Origin of the sequence: Leucobacter sp. USCH14, assembly GCF_037619215.1 — a bacterium.
In the GTDB taxonomy this organism is placed as follows: domain Bacteria; phylum Actinomycetota; class Actinomycetes; order Actinomycetales; family Microbacteriaceae; genus Leucobacter.
This window is the reverse complement of sequence record NZ_JAQPZP010000004.1, coordinates 215,131-237,942: the sequence shown is the minus strand read 5'-3', so window position 1 is coordinate 237,942 and position 22,812 is coordinate 215,131. Positions and strand designations below refer to the sequence as shown.

Below are 22,812 nucleotides of genomic sequence, written 5' to 3'. Positions count from 1 at the left end.
GGAAGCTAAGGCTGACTGCGCCGATGGTACTGCAAGGGGGACCTTGTGGGAGAGTAGGACACCGCCGGACACCTTTTTATGAGGCTCGTGTTTCGGGGCTGGTCACCATGATGGTGGTCGTCCCGGAACACGAGCCTCAACCTTTTTGCACGTCAGTTGCCCCGCAGTGTGAAGTTTCTGCGTGTGATCTGGGCTTCGTGCGGCCGTTCCCAGGAAATCAGCTGCTGGTTTTCCAGTAGACTGTTGACATCACCAAATGACGACCGAACCGGAAGTGGGCCGCCTATGGGAGCGATGATGAGTGTACTGCTCATCCTCGCTGTGGTTTCCATCGTGACCCACCCGCTCGCTCGACTCCTGGGGCGGAGCGTGTTCTTCGTCGCGGCGGCTCTGCTCGCGGCGATCACGATCGTCTTCTCGGTGCTCGCCGTGCAGGTGTACGACGGCCGGCCGATCGTCGAGACCTTTGCCTGGGTGCCCGAGCTCGATCTCACCCTGACCTTCCGTCTGGACTCGGTCTCAGCGCTCTTCGCTCTGCTCGTCACGGGTGCGGGCGCTCTGGTGCTGCTGTACTGCGCCCGTTATTTCGACGCTCGCGAGCCGGGTCTCGAACGCTTCGCTGCGGTGTTCATGGGATTCGCGACATCGATGCTCGGTCTCGTGCTCGCGGACGACGTGTACCTGCTCTTCGTCTTCTGGGAAGGCACGACGATCTTCTCGTTCCTGCTCATCGGACACCTCACGCGACTGCGAACGTCGACCGCTGCCGCGCTGCAGGCGCTCATCGTCACGACGCTCGGCGGACTCGCGATGCTGGTCGGTCTGGTGCTGCTCGCGAACCAAGCAGGCAGTTCGCTGCTGTCCGACATCATTGCGTCGCCACCCGAGGGTGCGGTCGGCGTCACTGCAGTGTTCCTCATTCTTGCGGGGGCGCTCTCAAAGTCGGCGATCTTCCCCTTCCACTTCTGGTTGCCCGGCGCCATGGCGGCGCCGACGCCGGTCAGCGCGTATCTCCACGCGGCCGCAATGGTGAAGGCCGGCATCTATCTGATCGCGCGAGTCACCCCCGCGTTCGGCGACGTCGTCGGCTACCGGGAGACGCTCGTGGTTCTCGGTGCGATCACGATGATCAACGGCGGGATTCGGGCGCTCCGTCAGTTCGACCTGAAGCTCATCGTGGCCCACGGCACGGTGAGTCAGCTCGGGCTTCTCGTCATGGTGTTCGGGGTCGGCGATCCGCGTGCGACGTTCGCCGGCTTCGCGCTGCTCTTCGCGCACGCGCTCGCGAAGGCGCCGCTGTTCCTGTCCGTCGGCATCATCGATCACTCGACCGGCACGCGCGACCTGCGCAAGTTGAGCGGTCTCGGCCGGAAGATGCCGGTGCTCCTGACGATCTCCCTCCTCGCCTCGGCCTCGATGGCCGGATTCCCGCCGTTCTTCGGCTTCGTCGCGAAGGAGTCCGCCTTCACCGAACTCCTGGAAGTCGGGCACGAGCGTCCCATCGCGCTGGTGGCCTTCGTCGTCGCAGTCGTCGGCAGCGTGCTCACCGTGGCGTACATGGGCAGGTTCGTCTGGGGAGCGTTCGCGGTGAAGCAGGGGGTCGAGACCTGTCGCGTAGCGCATGCGCCGGGCTGGTCGATCCTCATCGCGCCTGGAGTGTTCGCGCTCGCGACACTACTCATCGGGCTGTTCGCCCCTGCGGCAGACCGTGTGCTGCAGCCGCTCGTCGACGCTGGCGCGGACGGCGTGAAGATCGAGCATCTCGCACTCTGGCACGGGTTGACCCCGGCGCTGCTCGCGTCCGTCGGCGTGCTGGTGAGCGGATCGGTGCTCGCGTGCGTGCTCAGTCGTACTGTTCGGCGCGTGGCTCCGCCTGCTGAGCGCTGGTCCGCATCGCACGCCTACTGGGTGCTGACGCACTTCGTCGACTCGATCGCCATCAAGCTCACGTCGCTGACGCAGCGCGGTTCGCTTCCGTTCTATCTCGCCGTGATTCTGCTCGTGCTCGTCGGAGCGCTCGGCGGCACGATCCTCGCGACCGGCGAGTGGCCGGAGGAGTACGTCGTCATGACGTCCCCGGTGCAGGTGCCGATCGCGATCGTGATGATCATCGCGGCGCTCTTCTCGTTGCGGGCCCGCACCCGCTTCCAGTCCGTGGTGCTCGTCGGCTTGACGGGATACGGCATGGCGGCGATCTTCGCCATGCACGGAGCGCCCGACCTGGCGCTCACGCAGGCGCTCGTGGAAACGGTCACGCTCATCGCGTTCGTGCTTGTCATCCGCCGGCTGCCGCAGCGGATCGGCCACCGCGCCGCCCCTCCGAAGCGCTGGCTGCGCGCAGGTATCGGCCTCGGCGTCGGCCTCGTCTTCGGCATGCTCGCCGTGATCGCCCTCGGCTCTCGCATCGCCGAACCCATCTCGCTGCATCTGCCCGAGCTCGCCTACTCGGGCGGTCACGGAAGCAACGTGGTCAACGTGATGCTCGTCGACATCCGCGGCTGGGACACGATGGGTGAACTCTCGGTCATCCTCGCTGCAGCGACCGGCGTCGCCTCCCTCGTCTTTCTGAACACCCGCGTCGACAAGCGCCCGAAGCTGAGCCGGCGAGATGCCCGTCGCGCCGCACAAGAGCATCTGCTCCGGGTCGCCGACCCGAACGATCCGGCGCGTCGCATGACGTGGCTGCTTGCGGGTCGGCATCTGAATCCCGCTCGACGCTCCATTCTGCTCGAGGTCGTCGTGCGTCTGATCTTCCACGGCCTGATCATCCTGTCGATCTATCTGCTGCTGACGGGGCACAACACCCCTGGCGGCGGGTTCGCCGGCGGACTGGTCGCGGGTCTGGCCCTCGTTGCGCGGTACTTGGCGGGTGGTCGACACGAACTCGGAGCAACGGTGCCCCTCGATGCCGGACGCATTCTCGGAGTGGGGCTGGCGCTCTCGGTGTCGATGGCTTTCATCCCGATGCTCTTCGGGCAGGCGGCGCTCGCGTCCGCCTGGGTCGATATCGACCTGGGCATTTTTGGAACGATTCCCCTGGTCACGTCCACGCTCTTCGACGTCGGGGTGTATCTCGTGGTCTTCGGTCTGATTCTCGATGTGCTCCGAAGCCTCGGCGCTGAGATCGACGAGCACGAGGAGGCCGACATCGGTTCGTTCGAAGAAGAGGGGGTGAGCTCGCGATGACCATGCCACTCGTTCTGGTCGCAGTGATGGTGGTGATGTACGCCTGCGGCGTGTACCTGATGCTCGACCGATCGCTGACGCGATTACTGCTCGGCTTCCTGCTGGTGGGGAACGCGACGAACCTCCTGATCTTCCTGATGTCGGGCGGCTTCGGCGCTGCTCCGATCTACGGGGACTCGTCGGCCGAGGAGATGAGCGATCCGCTCCCGCAAGCCTTCATCCTCACCGCGATCGTGATCACGTTCGGCGTCAGCGCCTTCCTGCTCGCTCTGATCTATCGATCCTGGCGACTCGCCCACGATCACGACGACCGCGTGCAGGACGACGAGTCGGATCTCGAGATCGCCACCACCCGCGCCCTCGCCGCGACGGAGGTCACCGACGAGGATTTGGCTGAAACGCTCGAGTACGACGACGAGGACTACCCCGAGTCCGGTGCTGACATCGCGCCGAGCGGAAGCGCGGCCTCGGATGCCTCCGAAACCGCGGGGGAGCCGAAGCCGTGATCCAACTCGTCCCTCTTGCCGTGCTCATCCCGCTCGCGGGAGCCGCGCTCGCGCTCGCTGTTCCCGGTCGTCGTCGTCTGCAGCAGGGCATCACGCTCGTCGCGCTCAGTTCGGTCGTCGTGCTCAGCGGCACGCTCATGTACCTCGTCGACGCCTCCGGGATCCTCGTCATGGAAGTGGGCGGCTGGGCTGCCCCCTTCGGCATCGCGCTCGTCGTCGACCGTGTGTCGGCGCTCATGCTGACGGTCTCCGCGGTCGTGCTGCTCGGCGTCTTCCTGTTCTCGCTCGGTCAGGGCCTGGCAGACGGCGACGAGGACACTCCCGTGTCGATCTACTACCCGACGTACCTCGTGCTCGGCGCCGGCGTGTTCAACGCGTTCATCGCCGGAGACCTCTTCAACCTCTACGTCGGGTTCGAGATCCTCCTCGTCGCGAGCTACGTGCTCATCACTCTCGGGGGAACCGCGCAGCGGATTCGCGCCGGCGTCACCTACGTCATCGTCTCCCTCGTCTCCTCGGTCTTGTTCCTCGCGGCGATCGGCCTGATCTACGGTGCGACCGGCACGGTGAATATGGCGCAACTGACGGTGAGGATCGCCGAGCTGCCGAGCGAGATGCAGCTACTGCTGAACCTGACACTGCTCATCGCGTTCGGCATCAAAGCCGCGGTGTTCCCGCTGGCCTTCTGGCTCCCCGATTCCTACCCCACCGCCCCTGCGCCCGTCACCGCGGTCTTCGCCGGATTGCTCACGAAGGTGGGCGTGTACGCGATCATCCGGACGCAGACGAAGCTGTTCCCCGATTCGAGCGTCGACCGACTGCTCCTCATCATCGCCGGTCTGACGCTCCTGGTCGGCATTCTCGGTGCGGTGTCGCAACTCGACATCAAACGACTGCTCTCATTCACGCTCATCAGCCACATCGGCTACATGATCTTCGGTATCGGCATGGCGAATGCGGCGGGATTCGCCGCCACGATCTACTACATCGCCCACCACATCGTCGTGCAGACGACGCTCTTCCTCGCCGTCGGCCTCATGGAGCGCCAAGGCGGAACCACCTCGCTGTCGGGCCTCGGCGGGATGATGCGCAAGGCGCCCTTCATCGCGATCCTGTTCTTCATCCCGATGCTGAACCTCGGCGGGATACCGCCGTTCTCAGGATTCATCGGGAAGCTCGGTCTCTTCACGGTCGCCGCCGACGTCGCCTCGCCGGAGGCCTACTGGCTCATCGGCATCGGGGCGCTCGTGTCGCTGCTCACCCTGTACGCCCTCGCGCGAGCGTGGGTGCTCGCATTCTGGCGCACGCCGGCGCAGGCAGGTGCGGAGTCGAAGCACGCGAAGCCGGCGACCACGGAAGCCCTGATGCTCCGCGAGCGCGAGCAGGCGCTGTTCGAGCGGCTCCAGGACGCGCCTGACGCTCAGCCGCAGGCCGAGCAGAAGGAGATTCCGAAGCTCATGTTCGTCGCGACGACCGGCATGGTTGCGGTCAGTGTCGCGTTGACAATCTTCGCGGGTCCGCTGTACGCGTATGCGACTCGGGCGGGCGAGACCCTGGCGGAACCCGGCCTCGTCGTCGAGCAGGTGCTCGGAGATGATGACGGGTCGGGTTCGGAGAGTCCCGGTGGGGGCAGCGGTCGGACGACACTGGAGGAGGTGGATCCCGATGAGTGATGCGCCCATGGAGGTCGCGGGGGAGTCGCCCCGTGAGGCGAGGCGACGCGAGTTCGGTGTGCGATTGCACGAGCTGCCGCTGGTCATCGGGCTCGTCGTCCTCTGGATGATGCTCTGGCGCGAGGTGTCTCCGCTGTCGGTGCTCAGCGGGCTGGTGATCGCGGTGTTCGTCATGCGTCTCTTCTATCTCCCGCCGGTCGAACTCGCGGGACGCTTGAACGTCTGGTACACGCTGCAGTACCTCGGCTATTTCTTCTGGCATCTCGCTCGAGCTTCCTGGGGGGTCGCCTGGCTCGCCGTGAGACCCGGGCCGCCGCCGCGTACGTCGATCATCGCGGTGAAGCTCCATACGCGCTCGGACTTCATCATGACGATGGTCGCGCTCACGAACTCCTTGATTCCGGGATCCTTGATTGCGGAGATCGACCGTTTCCGGTCCACTCTGTACTTGCATGTTCTGAACACTCCGACGCAGCGGGAGCTGACGCAGATGCGACGCAACGTGTACACGATAGAGCGCCTGCTGGTGCGGGCGGTCGGCTCGAAGCAGGAAATGCGGGCTCTCGCATGAGCATCGTCACGGAGAGCCTGCTCATCGCGGCCGGAGTCGGCTTGACGATCACCGCGCTCCTCGCGATCGTCCGGATCGTGCGAGGGCCGACGATTCTCGACCGCATGATCGCCTCGGACGTGCTGCTCACCACGCTCATGCTGGCGGTGGGGGCGGAGATGGTGGCGCGGGGACACACGGACACGATCCCGCTCATGACCGTCATCGCCGCAACCGCGACACTCGCGACCATCGTGGTGGCGCGGTTCGTGAAGCGCCGAGCCGATCACCCGCCGCACCAGCAGCCGAAGGAGACCGGACATGTTTGACGCCGTGCTCGACCTCCTCGCCGCCGTCTGCATCTTCCTCGCCGCGGTACTCTCCGTCGCTGCCGGAGTCGGGCTTCTCCGGTTCCCGGACGCGCTCAGTCGACTTCACGCAGCGACCAAGCCGCAGATCTTCGGGCTGCTGCTGACCATCACCGCCATTGCGCTCGAGGAGCGTTCGGTGGCGACGCTCCTCGCACTCGTGCCCGTGTTCGTCTTCCAGTCCCTGACCGCACCGGTGGCCGCGCACATGGTCGGTCGCGCCGCGTATCGCACGGGTCAACTCGACACGACGACGCTCGTCGTCGATGAACTCGGACCGGCGATCGATCGGATCGAGCAATCCGCGAGCCGGCAGCGGAGCGACACCCCGAGGCCCGACTCGGGGGAGTCCACGTGACGCCAGCGGAGCGAGAGTGAGCCGGGGCCCTTCGGGGACCCCGCTCGCTCTCGCTCCGCTCTCCATGAGCGCCAGGCGCTGACGGTCTAGGCGTCGACCAGGTACCGACTGTACGCGGGCACGGTGAGGAACGTCGGGAAGTCATCACCGAGGGCGACATCCGCGAAGAGCTCCGCAGCATCGTCGAAGCGGTCGTCGGCCGTGCGGTCGAACCCGGCGACGGTCTGCTGCACGAGCTCGGCGACCCACTCCCGCGTGATGCGCGTTCCTTCCGCGGTCGACTGATCCTGATGGATCCACTGCCAGATCTGCGATCGGCTGATCTCCGCGGTCGCAGCGTCCTCCATCAGATTGTCGATGGCGACCGCGCCCATTCCGCGCAGCCAGGCTTCGATGTAGCGGATCCCGATCGACACGTTCTCGCGCACGCCCGCCTCTGTGATGTCGCGCCCGATGCGCACGTCGAGCAGCTGAGCGGCAGTGACCTGCACGTCGTCCCGCTGACGGTCGACCTGATGCGGGCGGTCTCCGAGCACCGCATCGAACTCCGCCTGCGCGACGGGGATGAGATCGGGGTGCGCGACCCACGTCCCGTCGAATCCGTCGCCGGCCTCGCGATGCTTGTCGGCGCGCACCTTCTCCTCGGCGCGGGCCGTCACTTCGGGGTCGCGGCGGTTCGGGATGAATGCGCTCATGCCGCCGATCGCGTGGGCGCCGCGCTTATGGCACGTTTTGACGAGCAGTTCGGTGTACGCGCGCATGAACGGCACGGTCATGGTCACTTCGCTGCGATCCGGAAGTACGAACCGCGCGCCGCGACCTCGGTAGTTCTTGATGATCGAGAAGATGTAGTCCCAACGGCCGGCGTTCAGCCCGGCGATGTGATCCCGCATCACGTAGAGGATCTCCTCCATCTCGAACGCGGCGGGGAGCGTCTCGATCAGCACTGTCGCGCGGATCGTGCCGTGGGGGAGCCCGAGCGCCTGCTCGGTGTACGTGAACACGTCATCCCACAACTTCGCCTCCTCGCTCGACTCGAGCTTGGCGATGTAGAAGTACGGGCCGCGCCCGCGAGCGACGAGCTCATGCGCGTTGTGGAAGGCGTACAGCCCGAAGTCCACGAGGCTCCCCGAAGCGGCGCCCGCGCGGCCGTGCACATCGGTGAACCGCAGGTGCTTCTCGACGAGGTGCCAGCCCCGGGGGCGCATCACGATCGTCGGGGTGCGCTCGGCCGTGACGCGGTACTCCTTGCCGGCCTCGCTCGTGAAGGCCAGCTGGCCGCGAATCGCGTCGAACAGCGAGAGCTGGCCGCCGATCACGTTGCGCCAGGTCGGGCTCGTGGCGTCCTCCTGGTCGGCGAGCCACACCCGCGCTCCCGAGTTCATCGCGTTGATCGTCATCTTCGCATCAGTGGGACCGGTGATCTCGACGCGTCGGTCCTCGAGCCCCGGTCCGGCGCCGGCGACCCGCCAGCTCGCATCCTCTCTGATCGCCCGGGTCTCCTCGCGGAACCGCGGATCGCGGCCGTTGCCGATCTCGTACCGGCGGCGCTGCCGATCCGCGAGCCGTTCATGCCGCGTGCTGGCGAAGCGATCGTGCAGCGCGGTCAGGAACTCGAGCGCTTCCGGCGTGAGGATCTCCTCACTGCGATCGAAGGGGCGGCCGAGCACTTCGAAGCGCGACGGCGCCGTCGGCGCGTTCTCGGACGTGCTGGTGCGTGCAGTGGTGGCGGCGGTCTGCATCTGCAGCCCCGCCTGGGTGGTCGTCATGATCTGCTCCTCGGTGTGCGATGTTGTGGATGATGCTGCGTCAGCGGGTCGTCGTCGGTGCGTGCGGCACGCGGCTCAGTGAAACTGGCCCTCTTCGGTCGAGCCGACGAGAGCGAGTGTCGAGGCCTCGGGATTCAGCGCGGTCGAGATCGCATCGAAGTACCCGGTGCCGACCTCGCGCTGATGCTTCGTCGCCGTGTAGCCGCGAGCCTCATCGGCGAACTCGCGCTCCTGCAGCTCGACGTACGCCGACATTCCGTCGCGTGCATAGCCATGCGCGAGGTCGAACATCGAGGAGTTCAGAGCGTGGAATCCGGCGAGGGTGATGAACTGGAACGAGAAGCCCATAGCGCCGAGCTCGCGCTGGAACTTCGCGATCGTCGCGTCGTCGAGGTGCTTCTTCCAGTTGAAGGAGGGGGAGCAGTTGTAGGCGAGCATCTGGTCGGGGAATTCCGACTTGACCCCTTCCGCGAACTTGCGTGCGAGCTCGAGGTCGGGCGTGCCGGTCTCCATCCAGATCAGGTCGGAGTACGGCGCGTACGCGCGGGCCCTCGCAATGCACGGGGCGAGTCCGTTCGTGACCTTGTAGAAGCCCTCCGCGGTGCGCTCGCCGGTGATGAAAGGGCGATCGCGCTCATCGACATCGGAGGTGATGAGTGTTGCGGCTTCCGCGTCGGTGCGAGCGATGATCACACTCGGCACGCCGGCCACATCGGCGGCGAGGCGAGCCGAGTTCAAGGTGCGCACGTGCTGCTGGGTCGGGATCAGCACCTTGCCCCCGAGGTGGCCGCACTTCTTCTCGCTCGCGAGCTGATCCTCCCAGTGCACTCCCGCGGCACCGGAGGCGATCATCGACTTCATCAGCTCGTACGCGTTCAGCGGACCGCCGAACCCCGCCTCGGCGTCCGCGACGATCGGGACGAGCCAGTCCTCGACCGTGCTGATGCCCTCGGCGTGCTCGATCTGATCGGCGCGCAGCAGGGCGTTGTTGATGCGCCGCACGACCTGCGGCACGGAGTTCGCCGGGTAGAGCGACTGGTCGGGGTACGTGTGGCCCGCGATGTTCGCGTCGGCGGCCACCTGCCACCCCGACAGGTAGATTGCGCGCAGGCCGGCCTTGACCTGCTGCACGGCCTGGTTGCCGGTGAGTGCTCCGAGTGCGTTGGTGTACCCGCCGGACGGGGTCTCGCTGGTGAGCTGCTCCCACAGCTTCTCCGAACCGCGACGGGCGAGGGTGTGCTCCTCCTGAACCGTTCCGCGAAGCCTGACGACGTCTTCCGCGGTGTAGTCGCGGGTGATGCCCTCCCAGCGGGGGTCGTTCTCCCAGTCCCAGGCGAGCTGCTCGGCGGAGGAGGGGGTCTGCGATGCGTCGTTGGTCACGATGACTCCTGTGTTCGGCCCGAAGGCGTGAATTGCGGTGTAGTTCCATCTTGAGGGGCGGTGGAGTGACCCTGCAGGCGAATTGAGGGGTGAAGAAATGCAGTATTTTCACTTGCTGGAAGAATCTCGTTCTGAAAGGATGAGCCGCATGACACTTCTCGAGAGCGACGCGCCGCAGCTGAGGGACGGCGAGTGGGCCGACAGCGGAGACGCGCTCACGCTGGGCCGACGGATCCGTGCGCTGCGCACCTCTCGCGGCCTCACGCTCGAGCAGCTGGCTCGCGCGGTCGACCGGGCGCCGTCGCAGCTCTCGGCCATCGAGAACGGAAAGCGGGAGCCGCGGTTGCCGATGCTTCGGGCTCTCGCCTCGGCGCTCGGCGTCACCACCGATGCACTGCTCGCCGCGGAAGCGCCCTCGGAGCGGGCCGCGCTCGAGATAGCGGTGGAACGCGCGCAGCGAGGAACCGTGTTCCAGTCGCTCGGGTTGCAGCCGATCCGCGTATCGAAGGCGACGAGCGATGAAACGCTGCAAGCGATTCTCGGTCTGCATCAGGAGGTCGAGCGGTTGCACCGCGAGCGGGCCGCGACGCCCGAGGAAGCGCGCCGGGCGAACACCGAGCTCCGTGCGCAGATGCGCAGCGCCGGAAACTACTTCGCAGACCTCGAGACGGCGGCGACCGGGCTGCTCGACAGCGTCGGGTACTCCGGAGGCCCGGTCTCCCAGCAGACCATCGCCAACATCGCGGAGCGGCTCGGATTCAGTCTCCACTACGTCTCGGACATGCCGCATTCCACGCGCTCGGTCATCGATCGACGCAATGGGAGGGTGTACCTGAGCGGAGCGGTGCCGTCGAGGGACGCCCGCGCTCCGATTCTGCGCGCGCTCGCGAGCCTGGTCTGCGGGCACGAGGAGCCGAGCAGTTACGGCGAGTTCCTGCGCCAGCGGGTCGAGGCGAACTACCTCGCCGGCGCGGTACTGCTGCCCGAGGCGGCGGCGGTGCCGCTCCTGTCCGAAGCGAAGCAGCAGCGGCAGATCTCGATGGAGGATCTGCGCGACGCGTTCGGCGTCTCCTACGAGATGGCGGCTCACCGCTTCACGAACCTCGCGAGCGAACGGCTGGGGCTCGAGGTGCACTTCATGAAGGCGCACGAGTCGGGAACTCTCATCAAGGCGTACGAGAACGACGGCGTTCGCTTCCCGTCCGACGCGCTCGGCAATTTCGAGGGGGCTATGGTGTGCCGGAATTGGACGGCTCGCACGGTGTTCGGGCAACCGGATCGCTTCAACCCGTGGTACCAGTACACGGACATGGCCGCGGGGGGAACCTACTGGTGCACGTCGCGCGTCGAGAAGGCAAAGGAGGGCCTGTACTCGGTGAGCGTCGGCGTGCGGTTCGCCGACGTCAAGTGGTTCCGGGGCCGTGAGACGGGGCATCGCTCTCAGTCGTTCTGCCCGGACGACCAGTGCTGCCGTCAGGCGTCGGCCGATCTGACCCGCAAGTGGGAGGCCGCGGCCTGGCCCGAGGCGGCGACGCCGACGAGCCTGCTCGCGGCGCTGCCGACCGGCACATTCCCCGGCGTCGACGCGCACGAGGTCTACGCGTTTCTCGAATCTCACGAATAGCGGGGAAGTTGCTGGACGCCGCGCCGAGCAGCGCCACAAAAGTGTTTCGTCGAGGTGCGCCGGAACCCTCGCCTGCGATAGCGTAGATGCACCGAGTCGAACGGCTTGCGGAGGCCCCGAGTGAAGAAGTGGGTGAGGACATGAGCAGCGACAGTCATGCCCGTCGCGCTGAGAGCACCGAAGTGCGATCGACCCAGCAGTTCCGAGAAGATCTGGGCGCGATCATTCGCACGCGGGCGACCGATTTGACCATCGATGAGCGCGAGGCAGTCGAGGCGCTTCCGTCGGGGGCGGCCCTGCTGGTGGTGCGTCGCGGCCCCGATCAGGGTGCACGCTTCCTGTTGGATCAGGACGTGACGGTCGCGGGCCGTCACCCCGCGGTCGACATCTTCCTGGACGACGTCACGGTCTCCCGTAGGCACGCCGAGTTCCGACGCAGCGGCACGACGTTCTCGGTCGCGGACCTCGGGTCGCTGAACGGGACGTTCTGCGACGGTACCCGTATCGACGGCTCGGTCGCGCTCGAGGACGGCGCAGAGGTCCAGGTCGGCAAATTCCGTTTCACCTTCTTCGCGTCGCGTTTCGATCTCGCCGAGGAGAACTAGCGTGGCGGCCTCGCAGGCCCGTCAGAACTCCTCAGGTCTCCTCAGCATCGGTCAGGTGCTGGCCCGGCTGCAAGACGATTTCGCCGATCTGACCCCGTCGAAGCTCCGCTTCCTCGAAGAGCAGGGCCTTGTGGCGCCGGAACGCACGAAATCGGGGTACCGGAAGTTCTCGCAGGCCCATATCGAGCGTCTGCGACTGATTCTCACTCTGCAGCGCGACCACTATCTCCCGCTGAAGGTCATCGCCGAAGTGCTCGACGAACTCGATGCCGGGCGTGACCCGATCATCCCCGGTGCCGCCTCACGCAGCGCATCGAGCATTCTGGTTCCGAAGCGCGTGCTGAGCAGCGATGAGCTCCGCCGCGTCACGGGGGCGAGCGCGCGCTTCATCGGTGAAGCCATCGCGGCGGGTCTGCTGCCGGCTGCCGAGGTGTTCCCCCACGACGCCGTCGGGCAGGTCACGGCGCTGCTGAAGCTCTCGGAGCAGGGGATCACGCCGCGGCACCTGCGGGCGCTGCGCGTGTCGGCTGAGCGTGACGCGGAGATGATCGCGCACGCGGTGTCGACGCGGGGTGTGAAGGCAGCCTCGCCGGCTGCTTCAGAACGTGCGCTCGAGATCGCGGATCACCTCGACATCGTGCGCTCCGGCGTGTTGCGGCGGCGGATCGGGAGCTCGTAGACCAGCCGATTTCGGCGTGAATTCAACCTTCAACTTCTACCTGAGGTCGACACGCCAGAATTGAGACGCAGCGGTCGTTGCATCGGGATTCCGTGCTCGATAACGTTGGTGAAGTTCGGCGGCCGATTTCTGCGCCCGCCGCGGTGAAAGGAACACGATGGAGCACACTCAGCGCCCGAGCGGCGACGCGGCGATCCCGTCGGCGCAGGCGCTCTCCGAGGCCGGTATCGTGGCCGATCCCGCAGCCTTCACTCCGGTCTCCGTCGATGCCGATGTGCTCTTCGACGACGGGCTGCCTCGACCGAATCAGGATGGCGGGTTCAAAGGCGCGACGGCGGCGCGCGCGGCAGGCATCACCTATCGTCAGCTCGACTACTGGGCCCGCACGGGGCTCGTCGAGCCGACGGTGCGCAGCGCGAAGGGCTCAGGATCTCAGCGGCTGTACGGCTTCCGCGACATCCTCGTGCTCAAGCTCGTCAAGCGGCTCCTCGACACCGGCATCTCCCTGCAGCAGATCCGAACGGCAGTGGCGCAGCTACACGAGGCCGGCGTGCATGACCTCTCCCAGACGACACTGATGAGCGACGGGGCGAGCGTCTACCTCTGCACGTCGAGCGACGAAGTCATCGACCTCGTGAGCCGCGGACAGGGCGTATTCGGCATCGCGGTCGGAAAGGTGCTGCGCGAGGTGGAGACATCGCTCGTCGATATGGATGAGCACCGGGAAGAGGCGTCTCCGGAGAACGCGGTCGACGAACTGGCGGCGCGTCGGAAGACCCGCAAGATCTCCTGACCGGACGCACCCGGCCCCGCTTCAAGGGGTCTCGCTCGACGGCGCGAGTTCTCGACGGCTTCAGTTGCCGACGGCGCCAGTTCTCGACGCGTCAGTTCTCGACAGCACCAGTTCTCGACGCGTCAGTTCTCGACGACGGTCGCGGTGGGAGCATTGGACGCGCCCGCCCGCGCGGCGTCCATGCCTGCGGAGCGCAGAATGCGATCCAGCACGAGGTCGAAGTTCGACGCCATCTCCTGGGACGCCTCGCCCGGCCACATGTGCACCGGCTTGGCAGCGCCCTGCGCCTGCTGCAGTGAGGTGCGCTCGGGAAGCTGCGGGTTGAGCACCAGAGGGCCGAACATCTCGCGCAGTTCGCGGATGCGGAACTGGTGCTCCAGCGACTGCGGCTGGGTCCGATTGATCAGAATGCCGAGAGGCTGCAGTCGCGGGCTCACGCCGCGGCGGATCTCCTCGATCGCGCGCAGCGCGCGGTCCGTGGCAGCAACGGCGAAGAGGCTCGGTTCGGCGACCACCAGCACCCGGTCGCTCGCGGCCCAAGCGGTGCGAGTCAGCGCGTTCAGCGACGGCGCGCAGTCGACGAGCACGAGGTCGTACTCCGACTCGACGATCGCCAGCGCCTCCTCGAGCTTCCAGATGTCGCGCGTCGACGGGTGCGGCCCGTCGAAGTTGATCGCAGACGGGCTGCCGACGAGCAGGTCAATCTTGCCGCCCTCGTGGTAGTCGTTCCACCCGCTGTGCGCGATGGCGCTGCGCACAGTCTTCTCTTTCGGGCTCTCGAGCACGTTCGCCACGTTGGCGAAGCCTTCGGGATTCACCGCCAGGCCGGTCGATACGTCGGACTGCGGGTCGAAGTCGACGACCAGTGTTCGCAGGCCGCGGGAGAACGCAGCCGAGGCGAGGCCGAGCGTCACGGTCGTCTTGCCGACGCCGCCCTTGAGGGAACTCACACTCAATACATGCACGTGGCAAGTTTAGTGGATTCGGCCCGTACGGTGCCTGACTTCGTCACGGGCGAACGGGCTCGGGCGTGCGCGGTCGTCGAACGCCGAACGCACGGACGCATATCGCGACTCCCGACCGACCCACCATGTATCTTGATATCGAACCAGTTCGACGGTGCGAGCACCCGGCGGCGAGAACAGTGGCAAGGAGGCGGAGTGTTCCAGAAGATCTTGGTGGCGAATCGCGGGGAGATCGCGATCCGGGCGTTTCGGGCGGCGCACGAGTTGGGTGCGCAGACGGTGGCGGTATTCCCGTACGAGGATCGAAACTCGCTGCATCGCCTGAAGGCCGACGAAGCGTACCTGATCGGCACGGTCGGGCATCCGGTGCGCGCGTATCTGGATGTGGCCGAGATCGTGCGCGTCGCGGTCGAGTCGGGCGCCGATGCGATCTATCCGGGGTACGGGTTCCTGTCGGAGAATCCGGATCTCGCCGCCGCGGCGGAGGCCGCGGGCATTCGTTTCATCGGGCCCGGTAAGACGGCGCTCGAGATGGCGGGCAACAAAGTCGCGGCGAAGGAGCACGCGATCGCGGCGGGTGTGCCGGTGCTGGGGTCCACCCCTCCGTCGACGGATATCGAAGCACTGGTGGCGGGTGCTGAGGAGATCGGGTTCCCGGTGTTCGCGAAGGCGGTCGCAGGGGGAGGCGGTCGGGGTATGCGTCGTGTCGAGCGCGTCGAGGATCTGCGCGATGCGCTCGAGGCGGCGATGCGGGAGGCGGAGTCCGCGTTCGGGGACGCGACGATGTTCATCGAGCAGGCGGTGCTGCGCCCGCGGCACATCGAGGTGCAGGTGCTCGCGGACGCGACCGGTGCGACGGTGCACCTGTTCGAGCGCGACTGCTCGGTGCAGCGACGGCATCAGAAGGTCGTGGAGATCGCGCCCGCTCCGAACCTGAGCGAGGAGAAGCGTGCGGAGCTCACGCGCGACGCGATCGCGTTCGCCGAGTCGATCGGGTACGAGAACGCGGGAACGGTGGAGTTCCTGCTCGACACGGCGGGGGAGCGCGCCGGCGAGCACGTCTTCATCGAGATGAACCCGCGGATCCAGGTCGAGCACACGGTCACGGAGGAGGTCACCGATGTCGACCTCGTGCGCGCGCAGATGCGCATCGCGGCCGGAGCGACGCTGGAGGAGCTCGAATTGACGCAGGATCGCATCCGCCTGCGCGGCGCGGCGCTCCAGTGCCGCATCACGACCGAGGATCCCGCGAATGGGTTCCGCCCGGACCTGGGCCGCATCACCGCGTACCGGTCCCCGGGCGGCGGCGGTGTGCGTCTCGACGGTGGGACGATCGAGGTCGGTGCGCAGATCAGCCCGCACTTCGATTCGATGCTCGCGAAGCTCACGTGCCGGGGCCGCTCGTTCGAGGACGCGGTGCGGCGGGCGCAGCGGGCGCTGGCGGAGTTCCGCATCCGCGGTGTTGCGACGAACATCCCGTTCCTGCAGGCGGTGCTCGCCGATGCGGACTTCCAGGCGGGTGACGTCTCCACGCAGTTCATCGGCGAGCGGCCCGAGCTGCTGAAGATGAACCCGTCGAAGGATCGGGCGACGCGTCTGCTGCAGCACATCGCGAATGTGACGGTGAACCAGCCCAACGGCGTGCGGCCGAGACTGATCGACCCGGGAGCGAAGCTTCCCGACATCGACCTGTCGCGTCCCGCCCCTGCGGGGAAGCGGCAGCTGCTGCTCGAGATCGGCCCGGACGCGTACGCGCGCAGCCTCCGCGAGCAGACCGCTCTTGCGGTGACCGAGACCACGTTCCGGGACGCGCACCAGTCCCTGCTCGCAACGCGCGTGCGCACGAAGGATCTTGCTCGCGTGGCGCCGTACGTGGCGCGCACGACGCCCGAGCTCTGGTCGGTCGAGGCCTGGGGCGGAGCCACCTACGACGTCGCGCTGCGTTTCCTCGGAGAGGACCCATGGGAGCGGCTCGCGAGTCTGCGGGAGGCGCTGCCGAATGTGCCGATCCAGATGCTCTTGCGAGGGCAGAACACGGTGGGGTACACGCCGTACCCGGAGCAGGTCGCCCAGGCGTTCGTGCGGGAGGCGGCATCGACGGGAGTCGATGTATTCCGCATCTTCGACGCGCTCAACGATGTGAACCAGATGCGCGTTGCGATCGATGCCGTGCGCGAGACCGGCACGGCGGTCGCCGAGGTGGCGATGTCGTTCACCGGCAACCTCCTCAGCCCGGCCGAGGACAAGTACACCCTCGACTACTACCTGCGTCTGGCCGAGGAGATCGTCGAGGCCGGCGCGCACGTGCTCGCGATCAAGGACATGGCGGGGCTGCTGCGCCCGGCGGCCGCGGCCAGGCTCGTCACCGCACTTCGTGAACGATTCGATCTGCCCGTGCATCTGCACACCCATGACACGCCGGGTGGGCAGCTCGCGACGCTGCTCGCAGCGAGCGCGGCGGGAGTGGACGCGGTGGATGCGGCCTCCGCGCCGATGTCGGGGACCACCTCGCAGCCGTCGCTGTCGGCGCTCGTCGCATCGCTGGCGGATACGGAGCGCGACACGGGCCTGTCGCAGGATGCGGTGTTCGCGCTCGAGCCGTACTGGGATGCGGTGCGCACGGTGTACAAGCCGTTCGAGTCCGGGCTTCCCAGCCCCACCGGCCGCGTGTACACGCACGAGATTCCAGGGGGTCAGCTCTCGAACCTGAGGCAGCAGGCGATCGCTCTGGGGCTGGCTGAGAACTTCGAGAGGATCGAGGATCTCTACGCCGCGGCAGACCGCATCCTCGGCCGCATTCCGAAGGTGACGCCCTCATCGAAGGTCGTGGGCGATCTCGCGCTCCACCTGTCGGCCGTGGACACCGACCCGGCGGACTTCGAGGCGCACCCGGAGAAGTACGACATCCCGGATTCAGTGGTGGGGTTCCTCGCCGGTGAACTCGGCGAGATCCCGGGCGGATGGCCGGAGCCGTTCCGCTCGAAAGTGCTCGCGGGCCGGTCGGTGAACATCGACGTGGCGCCGGTCTCACCCGATGATCAGGCGCTGCTGCACGGCTCGAGCGCGGAACGGCGTGCGACGTTGAACCGATTGCTGTTCCCGCAGCCCACGAAGCAGTTCTCGGAGGTTCGCGAGCAGTACGGCGACGTCTCGGTGCTCGACACGGCCGACTATCTGTACGGGTTGCAGGCGGGCGAGGAGCACGCGATCGATCTCGCCAAGGGAGTGCGCCTGTACGTGGGGCTCGAAGCGATCGGCGAGGCCGACGACAAGGGCGTGCGAACCGTGATGGTGCGGGTGAACGGCCAGCTGCGGCAGGTGTTCGTGAAAGACGCGGCGGTGACCGTGGACGCCGTGCTCTCCGAGAAGGCCGATCGCACCGTTCCAGGGCACGTCGCGGCGCCCTTCTCGGGCACGGTCACGGTGAAGGTCGCCGTGGGGGATGCGGTGGAGGCAGGCCAGCCGATCGCGTCGATCGAGGCGATGAAGATGGAGGCCGCCATCACGGCGCCGGTCGCGGGCCGTATCGAGCGGGTCGTGTTCTCCGGGACTCGCAGCCTGGAATCCGGCGACCTCATCGCCGAGATCACCGCCTCGATCTGACCTGACGAGCGCCTCGGTGCCGTCCGCTCGAGCACCGAGGCGCTAGGCTCGGGTGTCATGGCAATCCGCGCGATCCGGGTCTTCGGTGACCCTGTACTCCGCACCGTGTGCGATCCCGTCGTCGAGATCGACGAGGGCGTTCACGCCCTCGTCCAGGACCTGCTGGACACGGTCGACATGGACGGCCGCGCCGGGCTCGCATCCACGCAGATCGGGCACACCCTGCGCGTGTTCAGCCTGCACATCGATGGCGAGATCAGCTACGTGATCAATCCCGAGATCGTGGAGCTGCAGGGGGAGCCGGTGCTGACCGGCGAGGGGTGCCTCTCCGTTCCCGATCTCTGGTTCGAGGTGCCCCGGCACCCTCGCGCCACGGTGCGCGGAATCGACCTCGACGGCAACGCGGTGGAGATCACGGGCGAGGGGTTGATGGCGCAGGCGCTGCAGCACGAGTGCGATCACCTCGACGGCAAGCTCTACCTGTCGCGACTCGATCGCGAGTCCCGCGGTGAAGCGATGCGGCAGATCCGCACCTCGAGCTGGTTCTGACCGCGTGCGGAGCGCGCGCCGCGGTCCCAGCCCTGCTCGAGGTGCGCCCGCCGCTACTTCACCACGCCGACGTTCTCCGTCTGCGGGTGCTCGCCGTACATCGCGGAGATCTCTCCGGCGAAGTCGCGCAGGATGTTGTCGCGACGGATACTCATCTTCGGTGTCAAATGGCCATTGGCCTCGATGAACTCGGTCGGCAGGATCACGAATTTGCGGATCGACTCGGCTCGTGAGACGAACGCATTGCCCTGATCCACTGCGCTCTGCACCTCGGCGAGGACCTTCGGGTGCACCGACGCCTCTTCGAGCGAAAGCGAGGGATCCTCTCCGTTGTTCCCCAGCCACGGGGCGAGCATCTCGGGGTCGAGGGTCACGAGGGCCGAGATGAACGGCCGCTGATCGCCGACGACGACGACCTGCCCGATGATCGTATTCGAGCGGATCGGATCCTCGAGCGCGGCCGGAGCGACGTTCTTGCCGCCGGCAGTGACGATGATCTCCTTCTTGCGCCCCGTGATCGTGAGATAGCCGTCTTCATCGAGCGACCCGATGTCGCCCGTGCGGAAGAACCCGTCGGGCGTGAACGCGTCGCGCGTCGCCTCCGGGTTGTTCCAGTACTCCTTGAAGACGTCGATGCCCTTGATCTCGATCTCGCCGTCCTCGGCGATGCGGACCGAGTGGCCGGGCAGGGGCGGCCCGACGGTGCCGATCTTGAAATGGTTCGGCAGATTGACGGTCGCGGGCGCAGTGGTCTCGGTCAGACCGTACCCCTCGAGGATCTTCACTCCGAGACTGCGGTAGAAGTGCCCGAGGTAGTGGCTCAGGGGAGCGGACCCCGACACTGCGAAGCGCACCTTGCCGCCGAGCTTCTCGCGGAGCTTGCCGTACACCAGCTTGTCGAAGAGGCGGAACTTGAGGCCGAGTACGAACGGAACCCTGCCGGCATCCAGCGCTTCGGAGTGCGCTACGGCAACCTTGGCGGCAGCGCGGAAGATCTTGCCCTTGCCCTCGGCCTCCGTCTTCTGCTCGGCGGAGTTGTAGACCTTCTCGAAGACGCGCGGTACCGCGAGCAGGAATGTCGGTTGAAAGGTGCTGAGCGCCGGCAGCAGCTGACTGGTATCGGCCTGGTGCCCGACTCGCACGCCCGCGTGCACCGACATGACCGAGATGAAGCGGGCGAACACGTGCGCGAGCGTCACGAACAGCAGGGTCGCGGAGCCCGGCTGCTGCACGACGTCCGACAGCGCAGCAGCAGCGTTGCGCGACAGGTCGACGAAGTTCGCGTGGGTCAGCACGCACCCCTTCGGCCGGCCCGTCGAGCCCGATGTGTAGATCACCGTGGCGATGTCGGTTCCCTGAGCGAGCGCGCGACGACGATCGATCTCCGCATCGTCGATGGCCGCTCCGGCCTCGCGCAGCTGTGCGAGAGCATTCTGGTCGAGGCGCCAGGCGAGCGCCACCGCAGGAAGGTCGTCCCTGACCTCCTCGAACCGCGCAGCGTGATCCTCGGTCTCGGTGAGCACCGCGCGAGCGCCGGAATCCTCGAGCACCCAGTGCACCTGGAGCGGAGAGGACGTCTCATAGATCGGAACCATGACGGCGCCCGCGTAGTGGATGGCGAAGTCGACGAGCGTCCATTCGTAACTCGTCTTGCACATGAACGCCACGCGATCGCCGGGCTCGATGCCCGACGCGACCAGTCCTTTCGCAAGCGCGATGACGTCGGCCCGGAACGCGGTCGCACTGATGTCCCGCCACCCGTCGCCGGCGGGAACCGCGAAGAGCGCGCGATCCGGGGTGGCCCGCACCCGCTCTTCCAGGAGATCCGTAATGTTGTCCTCCGGAACCGGCGGGACGAGGATCGGGGTCTCGGACTGATTCACGGCAGCTCCTTCGGTACTCATGTATCCGTCGTACGCGACGCGGCCCTTCGCGTCGCACCTTGTTCTGCCACCTTATATGCATACCTCCGACGGGTCCCCGGCTCGGGTAGGGTGTTCTCAGTCGAGAGGAATCGTGAGCTGTGCTCTACTGGATTTTCAAACACCTGATCATCGGGCCGATCCTGAAAACGGTCTTCCGCCCGTGGCTGGAGGGTGCCGAGAACATTCCGGCGACGGGGCCCGTGATCATTGTAGGAAACCACCTCTCGGTGATCGATTCCTTCTTCATGCCGGCCATGATTGACCGCCGCGTGTACTTCCTCGCCAAGAGCGACTACTTCACCGGCAAGGGCGTGAAGGGGTGGCTCGTCAAGTTGTTCATGACCGCTGTGGGCCAGCTGCCGATCGATCGTTCAGGGGGTAAAGCCTCCGAGGCCTCGTTGAACACGGGCCTCGGAGTGCTGGATCGCGGCGACGTTCTCGGCATCTACCCCGAGGGCACTCGCAGCCCCGATGCGCGACTCTACCGGGGACGCACCGGTGTCGCCCGACTCGTGCTCGAATCGGGCGCGGTGGTCGTTCCCGCGGTGATGATCGACACGGAGAAGGCGATGCCGATCGGCGCCAAATTCCCGAAGATCCGCAGGATCGGCACGGTCGTCGGCAAACCTCTCGACTTCAGCCGCTTCGCGGGAATGAGCGCGGACCGGTTCGTTCTGCGCAGCGTCACCGACGAGATCATGCTCGAGATTCAGAAGCTCAGCGGTCAGACCTACGTCGACGTGTACGCGTCGAGCGTCCGCAACCGGTGACCGCTCGCGTTCGCTGCGGGCATCCCGCCCGCTTCGTTCCCCGGCCCTCTCAGGCAGTAGGCTGATACGGTCGCGGCGGTTCGCCGCGATATTTCTCTACCTACCTCACGTAAGGGATCGACATGACGAGCCAGATTCACGAGACTGCTGCCGAACGAGCGTTCGCGGAGCTCGACGCCTATCAGGCGCTCGAGGCCAAGCAGCAGCCGGTCTGGCCCGATCCCGAAGCCGTGGCGTATTCGGCTCGAGAGCTCTCATCGCAGCCGCCCCTCGTCTTCGCCGGGGAGGCCGATCAGCTGCGCGACCGGCTCGCTTCCGCTGCACGTGGCGAGGCCTTCCTGCTGCAGGGTGGCGATTGCGCGGAGACCTTCGCCGCCGCCACTGCCGATCGGATTCGGGATCGTGTCAAGACGCTGCTGCAAATGGCGGTCGTGCTCACGTACGGGGCATCGATGCCCGTGATCAAGGTCGGTCGCATGGCGGGGCAGTTCGCGAAGCCGCGCTCCAGCAACGAGGAGACGCGGGAGGGCGTCACGCTGCCCGCGTACCGCGGCGACCTCGTGAACGGCTACGACTTCACCTCCGAGTCGCGTACCGCCGACCCCGCCCGTCTGGTGCAGGGCTACCACGTCTCCGCCTCGACGCTGAACCTGATCCGCGCCTTCACGCAGGGCGGCTTCGCGGATCTCCGACAGGTTCACGCGTGGAACCAGGGCTTCATCTCGAATCCGGCGAACCAGCGATACGAATCACTCGCGAGCGAGATCGATCGCGCGCTCCGGTTCATGGCCGCGTGCGGAGTCGATAACACCGCGCTGACGCAGACCGAGTTCTACGTCAGCCACGAAGCGCTGCTGCTCGACTACGAGCGGCCGTTGACGCGCGTCGATTCGCGCACGGGCGACCTGTACGACACGTCGGGGCACATGCTCTGGATCGGCGAGCGCACGCGCGATCTCGACGGTGCGCACGTCGAATTCCTCTCGCACGTGCGCAATCCGATCGGCGTGAAGCTCGGGCCGACGGCGACCGTCGACGATGCACTGCGACTGATCGACAAGCTCGACCCCGAGCGCGAACCCGGCCGTCTCACCTTCATCACGCGCATGGGGGCCGGCAAGATCCGCGACGTGCTCCCGGGCCTGCTCGAGGGTGTGCGCGACGCGGGTGCGACTCCGCTCTGGGTGACGGACCCGATGCACGGCAACGGGATGACCACGGCGACAGGCTACAAGACGCGTCGCTTCGACGATGTCATGGATGAGCTTCGCGGCTTCTTCGAAGCGCATCGCGAGGTCGGCACCTACCCGGGCGGCATCCACATCGAGCTGACGGGCGACGACGTCACGGAGTGCTTGGGCGGATCGGAGAACATCGACGAGGCGACCCTGGCCACCCGCTACGAGTCGGTCTGCGATCCGCGTCTCAACCACATGCAGTCGCTGGAGCTGGCCTTCCAGGTCGCCGAGGAGCTCAAGAAGATCTCCTAGGGCCCGCGGTACGCTTCGA

Annotated in this window: 18 protein-coding genes and 1 rRNA gene; 15 read left to right on the top strand and 4 right to left on the bottom strand. The window is 66.7% G+C overall.

The genetic code is table 11. The annotated features are described in order from the left end of the window. From rrf to mnhG, 7 genes are all read left to right on the top strand, one after another. Positions 1-70: ribosomal RNA gene (gene rrf / locus PQI23_RS13970) — 5S ribosomal RNA — on the top strand; the annotation flags it as partial. Positions 71-294: 224 nt separating this feature from the next. Then, positions 295-3,186, top strand: coding sequence for a Na+/H+ antiporter subunit A (locus PQI23_RS06600; RefSeq protein WP_339972741.1), 2,892 nt, complete (start codon positions 295-297; stop codon positions 3,184-3,186). Beyond that, positions 3,183-3,692 (top strand): Na(+)/H(+) antiporter subunit C, encoded by a 510-nt coding sequence (locus tag PQI23_RS06595; protein ID WP_339972739.1) that lies wholly within the window; start codon positions 3,183-3,185, stop codon positions 3,690-3,692. The genes PQI23_RS06600 and PQI23_RS06595 overlap by 4 nt, the downstream gene beginning before the upstream one ends. Continuing rightward, positions 3,689-5,365, top strand: coding sequence for a Na+/H+ antiporter subunit D (locus tag PQI23_RS06590; protein ID WP_339972737.1), 1,677 nt, complete (start codon positions 3,689-3,691; stop codon positions 5,363-5,365). The genes PQI23_RS06595 and PQI23_RS06590 overlap by 4 nt, the downstream gene beginning before the upstream one ends. Beyond that, a complete protein-coding gene (locus PQI23_RS06585; protein ID WP_339972735.1) occupies positions 5,358-5,936 on the top strand; it encodes a Na+/H+ antiporter subunit E in 579 nt (192 codons plus the stop codon). Before PQI23_RS06590 ends, PQI23_RS06585 begins: the two co-directional genes overlap by 8 nt. Beyond that, on the top strand, positions 5,933-6,244 hold the full coding sequence (locus PQI23_RS06580; protein WP_339972733.1) for a monovalent cation/H+ antiporter complex subunit F: 312 nt from the start codon (positions 5,933-5,935) through the stop codon (positions 6,242-6,244). The genes PQI23_RS06585 and PQI23_RS06580 overlap by 4 nt, the downstream gene beginning before the upstream one ends. Further along, positions 6,237-6,641: a monovalent cation/H(+) antiporter subunit G gene (mnhG, locus tag PQI23_RS06575; RefSeq protein ID WP_339972731.1), complete on the top strand. Its 405-nt coding sequence runs from the start codon at positions 6,237-6,239 to the stop codon at positions 6,639-6,641. The genes PQI23_RS06580 and mnhG overlap by 8 nt, the downstream gene beginning before the upstream one ends. Before the next feature lie 86 nt (positions 6,642-6,727). Here mnhG and aceB read toward each other — a convergent pair whose 3' ends face one another. Both aceB and aceA read right to left on the bottom strand, forming a co-directional pair. Then, a complete protein-coding gene (aceB, locus tag PQI23_RS06570) occupies positions 6,728-8,410 on the bottom strand; it encodes a malate synthase A (RefSeq protein ID WP_339972730.1) in 1,683 nt (560 codons plus the stop codon). Positions 8,411-8,485: 75 nt separating this feature from the next. After that, positions 8,486-9,790: an isocitrate lyase gene (gene aceA / locus PQI23_RS06565; RefSeq protein ID WP_339972728.1), complete on the bottom strand. Its 1,305-nt coding sequence runs from the start codon at positions 9,788-9,790 to the stop codon at positions 8,486-8,488. 148 nt (positions 9,791-9,938) lie between these two features. Between aceA and PQI23_RS06560 the strand changes: the two genes are divergently transcribed. From PQI23_RS06560 to PQI23_RS06545, 4 genes are all read left to right on the top strand, one after another. Beyond that, positions 9,939-11,414: a helix-turn-helix domain-containing protein gene (locus PQI23_RS06560; protein ID WP_339972726.1), complete on the top strand. Its 1,476-nt coding sequence runs from the start codon at positions 9,939-9,941 to the stop codon at positions 11,412-11,414. 140 nt (positions 11,415-11,554) lie between these two features. Then, entirely contained in the window at positions 11,555-12,019 is a 465-nt protein-coding gene (locus PQI23_RS06555; RefSeq protein ID WP_339972724.1) for an FHA domain-containing protein, read from the top strand. Position 12,020: 1 nt separating this feature from the next. Continuing rightward, positions 12,021-12,698, top strand: a complete 678-nt coding sequence (ftsR, locus tag PQI23_RS06550) for a transcriptional regulator FtsR (protein ID WP_339972722.1) — start codon at positions 12,021-12,023, stop codon at positions 12,696-12,698. 157 nt (positions 12,699-12,855) lie between these two features. Then, positions 12,856-13,491, top strand: coding sequence for a MerR family transcriptional regulator (locus tag PQI23_RS06545; protein ID WP_339972720.1), 636 nt, complete (start codon positions 12,856-12,858; stop codon positions 13,489-13,491). A gap of 122 nt (positions 13,492-13,613) precedes the next feature. On the opposite strand, the gene PQI23_RS06540 is transcribed toward PQI23_RS06545, so the two are convergent. Then, positions 13,614-14,456, bottom strand: a complete 843-nt coding sequence (locus tag PQI23_RS06540; protein WP_339972718.1) for a ParA family protein — start codon at positions 14,454-14,456, stop codon at positions 13,614-13,616. Between the two features lie 195 nt (positions 14,457-14,651). Here PQI23_RS06540 and PQI23_RS06535 point away from each other — a divergent pair, with 195 nt between their 5' ends. Further along, positions 14,652-18,059 carry a pyruvate carboxylase gene (locus PQI23_RS06535; protein ID WP_339972716.1) on the top strand — a complete coding sequence of 1,136 codons (3,408 nt, stop codon included), beginning with the start codon at positions 14,652-14,654 and terminating at the stop codon, positions 18,057-18,059. A 57-nt stretch (positions 18,060-18,116) separates the two neighbouring features. Then, on the top strand, positions 18,117-18,608 hold the full coding sequence (gene def / locus PQI23_RS06530) for a peptide deformylase (protein ID WP_339972714.1): 492 nt from the start codon (positions 18,117-18,119) through the stop codon (positions 18,606-18,608). A gap of 53 nt (positions 18,609-18,661) precedes the next feature. Here def and PQI23_RS06525 read toward each other — a convergent pair whose 3' ends face one another. Then, positions 18,662-20,491, bottom strand: a complete 1,830-nt coding sequence (locus PQI23_RS06525) for an AMP-dependent synthetase/ligase (RefSeq protein WP_445238410.1) — start codon at positions 20,489-20,491, stop codon at positions 18,662-18,664. Positions 20,492-20,631: 140 nt separating this feature from the next. On the opposite strand from PQI23_RS06525, the gene PQI23_RS06520 reads away from it, so the two are divergent. Both PQI23_RS06520 and PQI23_RS06515 read left to right on the top strand, forming a co-directional pair. Next, positions 20,632-21,303 carry a lysophospholipid acyltransferase family protein gene (locus PQI23_RS06520; RefSeq protein WP_339972710.1) on the top strand — a complete coding sequence of 224 codons (672 nt, stop codon included), beginning with the start codon at positions 20,632-20,634 and terminating at the stop codon, positions 21,301-21,303. 122 nt (positions 21,304-21,425) lie between these two features. Next, on the top strand, positions 21,426-22,793 hold the full coding sequence (locus PQI23_RS06515; protein WP_339972708.1) for a class II 3-deoxy-7-phosphoheptulonate synthase: 1,368 nt from the start codon (positions 21,426-21,428) through the stop codon (positions 22,791-22,793). Positions 22,794-22,812: the final 19 nt, after the last annotated feature.